Genomic DNA, 12,780 nt, shown 5'->3' on the forward strand with positions numbered 1-12,780 from the left:
TGGTGAGGTCGGACCGGGGCGCCCTGCCGACGTTGCCGTCGGTGGGTTTCCCCGGCCCGCCTCCCGAACCGGACGTGCCCGATCTCCAGGCATCCGGCTCTCCACAAGCCCTCTCAGGCGGCCGCTGCGATCGTGGTCCCGTTGGGCCAAGGCGAGGGGATCTTGTTGCCGCGGTAGAGGTAGCGGTGGGTCCGCACCTTCGCGCACTTGAACAAGGTCACCTCGTCGTCGGCGGGCCACCATCGACCCGCGCTATAGCGACGGCGCAGACTCTTCCAACTGGACCGGCGGTGCTTGCGCCGCAGCCACCCGAAGACCTGGCGCCAGGTGAAGGCCGACAGGTATTGGAAGGTCGCGGCCGACACCCCGTGCCGGAAGTACGCCGTCCAGCCCCGCAGCACCGGGTTGAGATGGTGCAGCACGACTGCCAGCGGCAGGTTCGTGTCCTGTCGACACAGCGTCTTGACCTTCTCCTTGACGGCCTGGAGGGCCTTCTTGGAGGGGTAGAGGTAGACGTAGTGCTTCTGTGTTCCTCGTTTGCGGTGGCGCTGGAGGCGCCACCCCAGGAAGTCCAGCCCCTCGTCGATGTGAGTGATCGCCGTCTTCTCCACCGACAGCCGCAGTCCCATCGGGGCGAGTGCTTCCGCCACCTGGGTGCGTATGTCCTCGGCCTGCTCACGCGTCCCGGTCACGGCAATCAGAAAGTCGTCCGCATACCGGATGAGCCGGTAGTTGGGCAGATCCTGACGACGACGTCGGGCCCGCTGGCCCTGTGTGGAGTTCGGCCCGCCCGGACCGGCCGCGATGAACTCATCGAGGACGGACAGGGCGATGTTGGCCAGCAGCGGCGAGAGAATCCCACCCTGCGGAGTGCCGGTGTCGGTGTCCTTGGACTGACCACCCTCGCTGAGGATGCCCGCCTTCAAGAACGCCTTCACCAGGTCAAGAACACGACGATCCCCGACTCGGCGGCGCACCCGGTCCATCAGGGCCGTGTGGTCGATCGAGTCGAAGCACGCCTCGATATCCCCCTCCACCATCCACTCATAGGAGCTCTTGGCGAAGTGGTGTGCCTCGGCGAGCGCGTCATGAGCCCGGCGCTTCGGGCGGAACCCGTAGGAGCACGGGAGGAAATCCGCCTCAAAGATCGGCTCCAGCACCAGCTTCAGGGACGCCTGGACCACCCGGTCCCGCACGGTGGGAATCCCCAGCCGACGGCGCTTGGCCGTCCCCGGCTTGGGAATCATCCGTTCCCGCACGGGAAGCGGGCGGAAACTACGGTCCTTCAGGTCGGACCGTAGCTCGTTGAGGAAGACCTCAACGCCTTGCCCGTCCTCCACGGAGCGAGCGGTCTGCCCGTCCACTCCGGCCGAGCGGGCGCCCCTGTTCCTTCGCACCCGAACCCACGCGACCAGCAAGAACGCGGGATCGGCGACGAGATTGAACAGGTCATCGAACCGGCGATCACGATCGTCGGTCGCCCAACAGTGCAGCTTGGTCTGCATCCCCAGTACCCGGCGCTCGGCCTTGAGCAGCGCGAACTCCAGCGCGTCGGTATTCACCAGCGGCCTCCCGGCATTGCAGCATCCTCCCTGCCGACTTGCTGGCCCCCTTCGCCATGCACGGAGCTTTCCTCCGCTCGGACTACTACGGGGCCTCCGCCCCACCTGCGGACCTCAGCCGGCAACGGGCCTGCCCTCGCTCTCCGGACCGGATGCCGGGGAAGCGGGGGCGACCGCAGGCGGTTCCCACGTTCACCATGTGCCGATCGGCCAGGTCGGCGTCCCGCTACTACCCCGGCAGCATCACCACGCCTACGCCGCAGACCTTCAGCGTGGCCTCCCCACCGGCAGTTGGAGACCGGCTTCGGAGTTGACCACCCCTGCCGAAGCGAGAGGTCACGCACTGCACCCCGGGCCCATATCCGCCAGATTTGAGCCCGGTGCAAGACTTACGGGGCTTTACACGGGTTCCTCTTCGTACGCCTTCTGGCCTTGCTTGCCGAACCCGACGCGTCTGGCAGTACCGCGCCGTCCCGGCGTTGTCAGGGCTGCTTTCCGTCCTCACCGGCGTTCCCCGACTCGGACTGCCCTCAGCTTCTACCCGGCCGCTGCGACGGCCCGGCGGTAGAGGTCTCGCACCTCCACTCGGTCACATGGCGCCTCGTGGCGCACCCAGCAGTTCTTCCGCTCGGCACGCGACAGCAGCCCGAGCAGATAGGAGCGGGCACTCGCCCGGGGTTCAACTCGGCCGAAATGCCCCGCGATCCGGGCCATGGCCTGGTCGAACATTGCCCGCCGGCGGGCTGGGTCTACGCTGTGGCCAGCGGCCACCGCACGATCTTCGTTTGTCCACACACCAACCGATGACCACGCGGTGGCCGTACCCGTTCCCGGCCGGGTACGGCCACAAGATCGCGAAGTCAGACTGGAGCACCGGGCAGAACCAGGGTGTCGTCGGGGGATCCGGGCGGCGTAGGCTAAGGGCGCCATGCCGTACGAACCACCTACTCACACCGTCGAGCGCTCCCTTCGCGCCACGACCGGAGCGAAGGTCATTGCCGGTGTCGACGAGGTGGGGCGCGGTGCGTGGGCCGGCCCCGTCACCGTCTGCGCGGCGATCACCGGACTGCGTCGGCCCCCCGAAGGCCTCACCGACTCCAAGCTGCTCACCGTCAAGCGCCGCACCGAACTCGCCGAGGTGCTTCTCACGTGGGTGACCTCGTATGCCCTGGGGCACGCCTCTCCGGAGGAGATCGATGAGCGGGGCATGACGGCCGCGCTGCGCCTGGCGGCGCTGCGTGCGCTGGAAGGCCTGCCGGTCCGTCCCGAGGCGGTGATACTCGACGGGAAGCACGACTACCTCGGTGCGCCCTGGAAGGTCCGCACGGTGATCAAGGGGGACCAGTCCTGTGTGGCGGTTGCGGCGGCCTCGGTGATCGCCAAGGTTCAGCGCGACAAAATGATGGCCGAACTGGGTATCGACCATGCAGACTTCGGTTTTGCGGACAATGCCGGGTACCCGTCGCCCGTGCACAAGGCCGCGCTGGAGGAGCGGGGACCCACCCCGTACCACCGGTTGTCGTGGGCGTATCTTGATGCGCTGCCCCAGTGGCGGCACCTCAAGAAGGTCCGCAGCTGGGTGGACGGAAGCGTTCCGGAGATCGAGGGGCAGCTCGGCTTCGACTTCTGACGATTCCGCTCGCACTGATGTGCCACCCGCCGACGCGAGCCATACCAACGTTTGATAAACATCAGCTCATGCCTCTCATTCCCGAGGAGCCTCAGATTCACGAGAGTGCCCAGGGTCCCCGCGCCACCCCGGCCAGTGGCCGCACCGCGCCGACCCCCCGTCCTGTACCCGGTCCCCGCCCCGCGGCTCCGTCACGTCCCGGTCGTCCCGGGCCCCTCAGGCCCACGCCGCCGGTACAACGTACGCCGCGAGACGTGGCCAAGCCCGGACCTTCGGGCCCGGCCGCCCATGCCGCCTCCGACGCGGTCCCGGCGACTCCGCAGATCCAGTTGATCCCGGCCTCGGTAGAAGGCGCGCTCGATGCCGCCGAGGAGGCCGTGGACCTGCTGCTGGACTCGGGTCGCACCCCCGGTGACGTGCTGGTGATCACCACGGGTGAACAGCATCCGTGGGCTGCTCACGAGCTGTCCTTCGGTGAAGCCGCCTATTGGGCGCAGCACGACTCCGGTGACGACGTCTTCTATATGGACGCCGCCGTCGCGAGCCGTGCCGCCGCGCGTCCGGTGGTCGTCGTCGCCGTCAACGGCGGACCCGACGCCGCTGCCGCCACCGCGCTCCCCCTGGCCCTCACTCGGGCCGGCGCGCTGTTGATCGTCTGCGGCGACCCGCAGCAGATCAATTCGGTGCTGGGCGCGGGCGTCTGAGCCCGTTCCGGATCGTCCGGGGAGCGGCGAAACGTTGTCGCCGTGGCGGTGTTTGCACGGTGGGGGGTTCGGCGTGCGCGGGTGAGTGAGGCTTGTGGGGCGTACGAGCCGCTTGTTCCTGGACGGGCAGTCCGGTTTTGCGTTGCGGAGTGAGACGTGCGCAGGCGGGGCGTCGCGGGATGCGGTGAGCCTGTTCCGGGCGTGGGCTCAGAGCGGGGGAGGCCGTTCGCGGGTGCGTGATCCTGGCTGTCGTACATGGTCTGCGGGCATCCGGCGCGTCCTGAGCGGGGCCTACGTGGCGCGTCCTGAGGGGCGCGTCCTGGGTGAGGCGTGTACGTGGCGCGGCGTGCTGTCGGGCCGGGGCCTTCGGCGGGGTCGAGGCTGAAGCGCCCCGATGGCCGGGCACTGCCGGAACGTTCCGTCAGCCTTTCCGCAGGGAACCGCGCACTCAGCGAGCCGCCGCGCGGCGCAGGACGTCCGAGGCCGCGCCGCCCGTCCGTGGCTTCGGCGGTGGCGCCTCGGACGTCGCGAAGGGCTCCGGGGTGGAATCTGCGCTGGGTCGGCGTCCGCCGCGGCCCTCTCCGAGAACCTGCCAGCCGTCACGGGTCAGCGTGATGTACGCCCCGCAGCGCAGCCCGTGCAGGGTGCAGGCGTCGCGCAGGCCCCACATCCATGCGCCGTCCTCCTCCGTCCAACGCGCGTCGCCCTCACGGCAGTACAGCAGCACAGCGGTGCGCACCGGCGTACGGCGCCGCAGGTCGTGGGGGATGACCCGGCGCAGTTGGGCGAGCAGGACGTTGCGGGACATCCAGCCGTCGGCCGGGGCCGGGCGACGGGTGAAAGATGCGCTGGCGCAGAGCCGTTCGTCCGGGTCGAGCACGGCCACGATCGCGGTTGCCGGTCGGGGGCAGTGCCGGGAGTGCAGACCGCTGACGACCTCCCGTGGGTTGCGCAGCAGGGGGATGCCGGCCGCGGCCCACTCCGCGGGTTCGAGCACGCGGGCCAGAGGGTTGGCGGACGCGGCGGACAGGTCGGCAGACGATGCGGATGCCGCGGAGGACGGAGCGAATCCGAAGGTCACGGTCCTCCCTTCGGCTACGCGCCCACACTGCGGGCGGGGTCTGGATTCGGGGGAGCGCACACCGCAGCGGAGCCCTGCCGGATTACGGACGAGCCGTGCGGGGAGCGGACCTTAATTCTTCCTGTCGAACGTGGCTGCGGCAACGAGCAATTGGGGCCACCGACCGATATCTGATGGTCCGTGGTTTATATCCCCACCGGGTATGTCATCTGCGACGCATCGTGTGACCGTGCTTCAAGGGCGTACGCCGTGGAGGCGAGGAGGGCCGCGCACGGCCCCCCTGGCGGGGCCGGCTCGCGGGGGCACCGTTACCGCCGGTGCACGCGTGCGTGGGGCCGCCCTGGGCCAGGGTGTGATCAACCCTGGACCGCCAGGACCAGCGGTAGCACCCCTCGGGCGCCGGCACGCCGGAGCATGCGGGCTGCGACCGCCAGCGTCCAGCCCGTCTCGGTGAAATCGTCCACCAGGAGGACGGGACCCCCGACGTCGGACAGGGCAGAGGCGAGCGCCGGCGGCACGGTCAGCACGCCGTCGAGTGCCTTGAGCCGCTGGGCGCTGTTGCTCCGTGTGACCTGATGCCCGTCGCCCGTGTACTCCACGGATCCCAGCAGCGGCAGTCGGCCCACCTCCGAGATGTGTGCGCCGAGGGAGTTGACCAGTTGCGGCCGGGAGCGCGAGGCGATGGTGACGACACCGACAGGACGTGCCTGGGCGGTCTCCGCTCCCGAGGCCCAGCCTCCGGGCCCCTTGGCCCAGTCGGCCAGCGTGCCGACGACGGCCTTTGCCACGTCGTCCGGCACCGGGCCGTCAGGCGAGTGAGGGGCAAGCATCGGCCGGAGCCGGTTGCCCCAGCCGATGTCCGACAGCCGTCCCAGGGCCCGTCCCGGTGCGGCCTGCTCACCGGCGGGAATGCGGCCCTTGAGGTCGACACCGATCGCCGGCAGCCCGGTCGGCCACATCCTGCGCGGTTCCACCTCGACGCCCGCCCGGCCGAGGTCGTCGCGCGCGGCGTCCAGAGCGGCCGGGGACATGCCGGCGGTGAAGCGCGCGCCCGCGCAGTTGTCGCAGCGGCGGCAGGGCTTGGCTCCCTCATCGTCCAGCTGGCGTTGCAGGAACTCCATACGGCAGGCCGTCGTCGACGCGTACTCGCGCATCGCCTGCTGTTCGGCCTTGCGCTGCCGGGCCACCCAGTCGTACCGCTCCGACTCGTACGTCCACGGCCGCCCGGTCGCGATCCAGCCACCCTTGACCCGCTTGACCGTCCCGTCCACGTCGAGGACCTTGAGCATGGTCTCCAGGCGGGACCGGCGCAGCTCCACCAACGGTTCCAGAGCGGGCAGCGACAGGGGCCGCTCCGCGCGCGCGAGGACATCGAGCGTGCGCCGCACCAGGTCCTCCGACGGGAAGGCGAGCGAGGTGAAGTACTCCCAGATCGCCTCGTCCTCCTTGCCCGGGAGCAGGAGCACTTCGGCGTGCTCGACGCCGCGTCCGGCTCGGCCCACCTGCTGGTAGTAGGCGATGGGAGAGGAGGGCGAGCCCAGGTGCACCACGAATCCGAGGTCGGGCTTGTCGAAGCCCATGCCGAGCGCGGAGGTGGCGACCAGCGCCTTGACCCGGTTGGCGATCAGGTCGTCCTCGGCCTGCTGCCGGTCGGCGTTCTCCGTCCTGCCGGTGTACGGGGCGACGGTGTGCCCGCGCTGTCGCAGGAAGGCGGTGACCTCCTCGGCAGCCGCCACCGTGAGCGTGTAGATGATTCCGGAGCCCGGCAGCTCGTCGAGGTGGTCGGCGAGCCAGGCCATCCGGTGCGCGGCGTCCGGCAGCCGGAGCACGCTCAGGCTCAGGCTCTCCCGGTCGAGCGGGCCACGCAGCACAAGGGCATCCGACGTGCCCCCGGTGCCGAGCTGTTCCGCGACATCGGCGGTCACGCGCGCGTTGGCGGTTGCGGTGGTCGCGAGTACCGGCACCCCGGGCGGGAGGTCCGTCAGCATCGTGCGCAGCCGTCGGTAGTCCGGGCGGAAGTCGTGACCCCAGTCGGAAATGCAGTGTGCCTCGTCGACCACGAGCAGTCCCGTCGCGGCGGCGAGTTTGGGCAGTACCTGGTCGCGGAAGTCCGGGTTGTTGAGCCGCTCCGGGCTGACCAGCAGGACATCGACCTCACCTGCGGCGATTTCGCTCTGGACCATGTCCCACTCCTCGGTGTTGGAGGAGTTGATGGTCCGCGCGTGGATACCGGCACGGGCCGCGGCCTCGACCTGATTGCGCATCAGCGCGAGCAGTGGAGAGACGATCACGGTGGGGCCGCTGCCCCGGGCACGCAGCAACGATGTGGCGACGAAGTACACCGCCGACTTGCCCCACCCCGTGCGCTGGACGACGAGGGCGCGGCGTCTGTCCGCCACCAGCGCCTCGATCGCCCGCCACTGGTCCTCGCGCAGCCTGGCCGCCCCCGTGGCGTCCCCGACGAGGCGGGCGAGGACCGCGTCGGCGGCCGCCCGGAGATCCGCGTTGCTCGTGTGCTCCATGCATCCCATACAACAGGACGGCGCTGACAACCCGGGCCGGCTGTGGACGACGAGAGGGCCGTCCGACCTGATTGACGTGTCCCTGGTCGGACTTATCCACAGGTCGAAGCGGAGTCCCGCAATCCGGGAGATCGTCGACGCATGACGAATCACGGCGAAACGACTGGATCTCCCGAAAACGAGGACATGGCCGGACGCGAAGGCCTCGATGCGCACGGCCCGGAGGACGAGCCTGGCCGAGGCCGCGAGCCCTTCGGCCCCGGCGAGCCCCACGGCCCTGACGTATACGACGCACCTGACGCGCACAGCTCACCGGGTGCGCACAACGCACCTGACGCGCACGGCTCACCGGGTGCGCACAATTCACCTGACACGCATAGCGCGCCCGACCTGTGCGACGGCCATCCCGGCGAGCACCAGGTCACCCTCCGCACCCCGGCCGAACTGGCCGACGCCCTGCCATACCTGCTCGGCTACCGCCCGGAGGACAGTGTCGTCCTGGTCGCCCTGCACGACAGGGGCGGACGTGGACGCTTCGGCGGCCGAGCCCGACTCGGCATCCCTGCGAACCCGGACGACTGGCCGTCCGCGGCCCGGCAGTTGGCCCACGGGCTGGTGACGGGCAGCGAGCGCCGGGGCGCCCGCCCGGAACAGCTGGTCGCCTACGTCTGCCAGGAACCGGCGAACGGGGAATCCGGCCGACAGGTCATGGATCGACTGCAGCCGCTGGCCCAGCGGCTGCGCGTCGAGTGCGGTCTGCTGGACGTGCCGGTGATCGAAGCAGTGTGCATCTCGGACGGCCGCTTCTGGTCGTACTGCTGCGTGAACGAGCGATGCTGCCCGCCGGAAGGCGTGCCGATGGGCCTGCCCGGCACCTCCGTGCTGGCCGCCGCTGCCACCTATGCGGGCCTCCAGGTACGCGGCTCCCTGCGGGAACTGCGGGCCAGGCTCCTGCCCTGGGAAGCGGCGGCCGCTGTGGAACAGGAGGTCGCTCTGGACACCGCCGGAATGACCCTCGTCCCCCGGATCCTCGACGACGCGAGCCGGGCGGGCGTGGCCCAGGAGACGCTGGAGCTGTCCCTGCAGGTCATGAGCCGTCTGGCCGAAGCCCCGTCCGTGTCCGGAACGCTCATGGCCGACCTTCGCGATGACGGACTGGTCGGACACGACGAAGCCGCGACGCTGATTCTCGGCCTGCAGGACCGTACGACCCGTGATCGGGCGGCCGAGTGGATGGAGGGCGACGAGGCCGGTCCGGCACTGCGCCTCTGGCGAGCCCTGGCCCGCCGCTGCGTCGGCCCGTACGGCGAACATGCCGCGGCGCCACTCACGCTCGCCGGGTGGGTCGCCTGGTCGACGGGCGACGACCTGGAGGCCAGGGAAGCCCTCGCGATGGCACTCGGCGCGGACCCCGGTTACCTCTTCGCCCGTCTGCTGCACCAGGCCTGCAACGAGGGACTGGCCCCGGAGTCGATCCGCCGCTGCCTGCGCGCGGAACGCGAGGGTCGCGAGCCGACGCCGGCCGGCGGCGCGGAGGTCACGGAAGAGCCGGTGCGGAGCGAGACCGCCGAGCCGGACCGGTGCACCGCTCCCACAGCGGCGTCAGCCTCCCGCCGCCGGCGCCGCGCACGGCCTGCGAGTGCCGGCGACGACTCGTCCCGCTCGGCGAAGCCCATGGCGCGAGAGCCGAGGCCGAGGCCCTCCCGGCCGCGCACGGCGTCGGCGGGGGTGACGCGCCCGGCGGCTCCTCGTGCGGGCGGCACGCGCCCGCGTACCTCAGCCAGTGGAGCGCCAGCCCATGGCACCGGCAATCCAGGAGACGCGCATGCCAAGGGCGACAGCCATGAGGGGGACCTGTGAGCGGAAGCACGGGTGGCTGCACTCGGAGGGAGGGCAGTCGCGGAGGGAGGACCGCTCGACAACCAGGGCGGGCCGCGGTGGGCGGCCCACTCCGCCGTCACTCGCCGCAGTCGCCCTGCCGGGGGCGTTACCCCGAACGGCCCTATGCCGTTCACCTGAGTGGCGGAACGCCTGGACGGGCACGGCCGCCTCACCTCCCACGTCACTCCGGACGCATCCAGCACGGCGCCGAGCACGCCAGAGGCGCACAGAGCGCAGAAGGAGCCGCCCATGCACCAGCCGACTCCGCCCGCCACCGCCGTCGACGACCGCCGCGCGCACAACGGGTTCGCTGCGGGTACCGGTCCACCGTCGCTCGCGGACAGTGCCGCCACCCGCAAGCCATGGTTTCCGAGCGGCGCTCATGGCTGGGCACCATCCCGGCCCCCGGCCCAGAGGCGCGGTACGGATTCGATCCCGTCTCGCGCCGCCCCACCGCCGACCTCGCGTCGGCCCCTGGACCTGCCGCCCGCCCACACCGCTCTGATCTGTGTCGCGCTTCCCGGCTTCGCCATCTCCATGGAACAGGGCCAGCTGACCGGCCGCGGTCTGGAGGGGATCTACCGCGCGGGCCGGCGTGTGCTCTCCCGCTGCCAGGTTCGGGTGGCCGGCCGCGAGCCACTCGCGGTGCAGGCAAGGATGACCGCAGCCGACACCGCCCGGTTCGTGGGCACCCTGCGCACGTCCGCACACAGCGGTCCGGACCCGGACGTCGTCGTGGAGCGCATCCGCAGCGCGGACGGTACGGAACGGATCACCTTGCACAGTGCGGCACTCCGTCCCCTGCGCCTGCCGGTCGAGGTGGCCCTCGGTACGGATCTGGCCGACCTGGCCGCGATCGCGAGCGGAAGCGCGGGGCACGAACTGCCGGCCGGCGTCCACGACTCCGGCCTGCGCTGGTCCTGCGCCGCCGGGAAGTCATCGGTCACGGCCGACCCACCACCGCACGATGCACTGGCCTCCGCAGGGCTGCTGCGCTGGGAGCTCGAACTTCCCCCGGGCGGCAGCACGAGCGTGGAACTGCGGGTACGGCCCGACGGAGCCGGGCACCTGCGGGCCGTGGGCCGTGCGGCGACGAGCCCCCTCGCACCCGCCCGGGCAGCGGGAGACGACCCCGGAGCGCAGGCACTCCTGCGTACGAGCGTCGAGGACCTCCACTCCCTGCTGCTGCGCGACCCGGCCCACCCGCTCGACACGCACCTGGCCGCCGGCGTGCCCTGGCGCTGCGGCCTGGCTCCGGCGGACGCACTGGCCGCCGCCCGGATGGCACTGCCCCTCGGCACCCGGCTCGCCGCGGGTACCCTGCGCACCCTCGCCCGCACCCAACTCGACGGCCCGGGCGCCCAGTTCGGCATGATCCCGGGTCCGCGGCGGGACGCGGGCCCGCATCTGCCGCCGGCCTGCACGGGCACGGAGGCCACGCTCCTGTTCCCCGTCCTCCTGGCCGAGGCCCGCCGCTGGGGCCTGTCCGAACACGAGACACAGGAACTGCTCCCGGCGGCCGACCGCTGTCTGACCTGGCTGCGCACCGCGGTGGGCGACGGCACGTATCTGCGCGACGCCTACCCGGGCGGACCCGTGCGCTGCGAGACACAGGCGTACGCTCATCGCGCCGGAGTGCTCGGCGCCGATCTGCTCGACGACACCGGTAGACCGGGTGGGGCATGGCTGCGGCAGTGGGCCGAGGCTTTGCGGACGGCGTTCCGGGCGGACTTCTGGGCCGACGACCTGGGTGGCGGCCGGCCGGCGGCCGCGCGGGCCCCGGACGGCCGACTCGTGCCGCCGCTGGGTGCCTTCGCCGTCCACCTCCTCGACACCGGTCTGCTGGGCGGAGGCCGGCAGGCGCCGGGTCTGCTCGACAAGGTGCAGACCGAACAGCTCGCCCGGCTGCTCGGAGGCCCGGCCATGGACTCGGGCTGGGGCCTGCGCGGGCTGGGCGTGAAGGAGCCGGGCTACAACTCGTTCGGGCACCGCTCCGGCGCCGTGCGGGTCCAGGAGACGGCCGTCGCTGTGGCGGGGCTGACCGCCGCCGGGTACGAGAAGGAAGCGGGAGCCCTGTTGCGCGGCGTGCTGGCCGCGGCGGAGACCTTCGGCCACCGGCTGCCCGAGATGTACGCGGGAGAGCAGCGCACCGACGGGAGCGCCCCCCTCCCGCACCCCGCAGCCTGCCGCCCGGCCGCCACGGCCGCGGCTGCGGGAGTGCTGCTGCTGACCACGCTCGCCGGTATCCGCCCCGACGCACCCGCCGGCGCGGTCACGCTGCGCCCCATGGGCAGCGCACCCCTGGGAGAGATCGTCCTGACCGGCCTGCGGGTGGCGGACGCCCCCTTCTCCGTGCGGGTCAGCCGACTCGGCCTCGCCATGGTCGAGGAGGCGGCCGACCAGCTGCAACTGGGAGGGTGATCTCGCAGGCCGCGGCACCGCACGACTGCCGGGGAAACAGGGTGAGACCCATACCGAGCACAGTGGATCAGCCACCGGTGCGGCCGACGAAGGGAGTGTTTATCGTCAGGCAGACGACTATGATCGCCGCATGCCCTACGACCCGTCAGCCTTTCCGGCCTTCGCCGTCACCGTGGACCTGGTCGTGCTGACCGTGCGCCGCCATGCCCTGTGCGCGCTGGCGGTACGCAGGGGCGAACCGCCGTTCCAGGGACGCTGGGCGCTCCCGGGAGGCTTCGTACGGGCCGACGAGGATCTGGCACAGGCGGCAGCACGCGAGCTGGCCGAGGAGACGGGGCTGCGCGCCCATGATCCCGCTGTCCCCGCCCAGGACAACGGCGCCCATCTTGAGCAGCTGGCGACGTACGGCGATCCCAAGCGGGATCCCCGGATGCGGGTGGTCAGTGTCGCGCACCTGGCGCTCGCCCCCGACCTGCCGGCCCCCCGCGCGGGCGGCGACGCCAGCAACGCGCGCTGGGCGCCGGTCGAGGAACTGCTGCAGCCCAGCGGCTACGGCCGCGACGGCGAACCTGTGGCGCCGCTCGCCTTCGATCATGCACAGATCCTGTCGGACGGGGTGGAGCGCGCCCGATCCAAGATCGAGTACTCCTCCCTGGCCACGGCGTTCTGCCCCACCGAGTTCACCGTCGGCGAGCTGCGCCGTGTCTACGAGGCGGTCTGGGCGGTCGCGCTCGACCCACGCAACTTCCACCGCAAGGTGACGGGCACACCGGGATTCCTCGTCCCCACCGGCGGTACCACCACCCGCCAGGGCGGTCGTCCGGCTCAGCTCTTCCGGGCCGGCGGCGCCACGCTGCTCAACCCTCCGATGCTGCGCCCCGAGGTGTGACACCGGGCACCGGCGCGAATCCCGGAAGCGAAGGGCGAACAGAGGTCCGGCCGGGTCGACAACCGCCCGGTCAGCAGGCTGTGGAATGCC

The 12,780-nt window shown here is 71.5% G+C and carries 9 protein-coding genes; 5 read left to right on the forward strand and 4 right to left on the reverse strand.

Annotation, left to right across the window (positions count from 1 at the left end; translation table 11 throughout):
- Positions 1-113: 113 nt before the first annotated feature.
- Entirely contained in the window at positions 114-1,562 is a 1,449-nt protein-coding gene (gene ltrA, locus GFH49_RS14200) for a group II intron reverse transcriptase/maturase (protein ID WP_155056235.1), read from the reverse strand.
- A gap of 537 nt (positions 1,563-2,099) precedes the next feature.
- Complete coding sequence (locus tag GFH49_RS41480; RefSeq protein WP_196217980.1) at positions 2,100-2,276, reverse strand: hypothetical protein; 177 nt, start codon at positions 2,274-2,276, stop codon at positions 2,100-2,102.
- Between the two features lie 214 nt (positions 2,277-2,490).
- Here GFH49_RS41480 and rnhB point away from each other — a divergent pair, with 214 nt between their 5' ends.
- Complete coding sequence (gene rnhB, locus GFH49_RS14210; RefSeq protein WP_155056238.1) at positions 2,491-3,192, forward strand: ribonuclease HII; 702 nt, start codon at positions 2,491-2,493, stop codon at positions 3,190-3,192.
- Between the two features lie 68 nt (positions 3,193-3,260).
- The gene (locus GFH49_RS14215; protein ID WP_155056239.1) at positions 3,261-3,896 is read left to right on the forward strand and encodes a hypothetical protein; all 636 of its coding nucleotides are present in this window, start codon (positions 3,261-3,263) and stop codon (positions 3,894-3,896) included.
- 448 nt (positions 3,897-4,344) lie between these two features.
- Here the strand turns inward: GFH49_RS14215 and GFH49_RS14220 are convergent, their stop codons facing one another.
- Together GFH49_RS14220 and GFH49_RS14225 are read right to left on the reverse strand one after the other, a co-directional pair.
- On the reverse strand, positions 4,345-4,977 hold the full coding sequence (locus GFH49_RS14220; RefSeq protein WP_155056240.1) for a hypothetical protein: 633 nt from the start codon (positions 4,975-4,977) through the stop codon (positions 4,345-4,347).
- 356 nt (positions 4,978-5,333) lie between these two features.
- A complete protein-coding gene (locus tag GFH49_RS14225) occupies positions 5,334-7,499 on the reverse strand; it encodes a RecQ family ATP-dependent DNA helicase (protein ID WP_155056241.1) in 2,166 nt (721 codons plus the stop codon).
- A 141-nt stretch (positions 7,500-7,640) separates the two neighbouring features.
- Here GFH49_RS14225 and GFH49_RS14230 point away from each other — a divergent pair, with 141 nt between their 5' ends.
- The 3 genes from GFH49_RS14230 (at position 7,641) to GFH49_RS14240 (ending at position 12,690) form a co-directional block, all read left to right on the forward strand.
- Positions 7,641-9,359 carry a DUF4192 family protein gene (locus GFH49_RS14230; RefSeq protein WP_408055908.1) on the forward strand — a complete coding sequence of 573 codons (1,719 nt, stop codon included), beginning with the start codon at positions 7,641-7,643 and terminating at the stop codon, positions 9,357-9,359.
- Between the two features lie 270 nt (positions 9,360-9,629).
- On the forward strand, positions 9,630-11,801 hold the full coding sequence (locus GFH49_RS14235) for a glycogen debranching N-terminal domain-containing protein (RefSeq protein ID WP_408055909.1): 2,172 nt from the start codon (positions 9,630-9,632) through the stop codon (positions 11,799-11,801).
- Positions 11,802-11,931: 130 nt separating this feature from the next.
- Positions 11,932-12,690 (forward strand): NUDIX hydrolase, encoded by a 759-nt coding sequence (locus GFH49_RS14240; RefSeq protein ID WP_155056242.1) that lies wholly within the window; start codon positions 11,932-11,934, stop codon positions 12,688-12,690.
- Positions 12,691-12,780 lie beyond the last annotated feature (90 nt).

The organism is Streptomyces blattellae (assembly GCF_009709555.1).
GTDB lineage: Bacteria > Actinomycetota > Actinomycetes > Streptomycetales > Streptomycetaceae > Streptomyces > Streptomyces blattellae.

What these genes read in the sequence shown, in the direction of transcription:
- GFH49_RS41480 (WP_196217980.1), bottom strand. Translation starts at nt 2,276, where the DNA reads ATGGCCCGGATCGCGGGGCATTTCGGCCGAGTTGAACCCCGGGCGAGT.
- rnhB (WP_155056238.1), top strand. Translation starts at nt 2,491, where the DNA reads ATGCCGTACGAACCACCTACTCACACCGTCGAGCGCTCCCTTCGCGCC.
- GFH49_RS14215 (WP_155056239.1), top strand. Translation starts at nt 3,261, where the DNA reads ATGCCTCTCATTCCCGAGGAGCCTCAGATTCACGAGAGTGCCCAGGGT.
- GFH49_RS14225 (WP_155056241.1), bottom strand. Translation starts at nt 7,499, where the DNA reads ATGGAGCACACGAGCAACGCGGATCTCCGGGCGGCCGCCGACGCGGTC.
- GFH49_RS14230 (WP_408055908.1), top strand. Translation starts at nt 7,641, where the DNA reads ATGACGAATCACGGCGAAACGACTGGATCTCCCGAAAACGAGGACATG.
- GFH49_RS14235 (WP_408055909.1), top strand. Translation starts at nt 9,630, where the DNA reads ATGCACCAGCCGACTCCGCCCGCCACCGCCGTCGACGACCGCCGCGCG.
- GFH49_RS14240 (WP_155056242.1), top strand. Translation starts at nt 11,932, where the DNA reads ATGCCCTACGACCCGTCAGCCTTTCCGGCCTTCGCCGTCACCGTGGAC.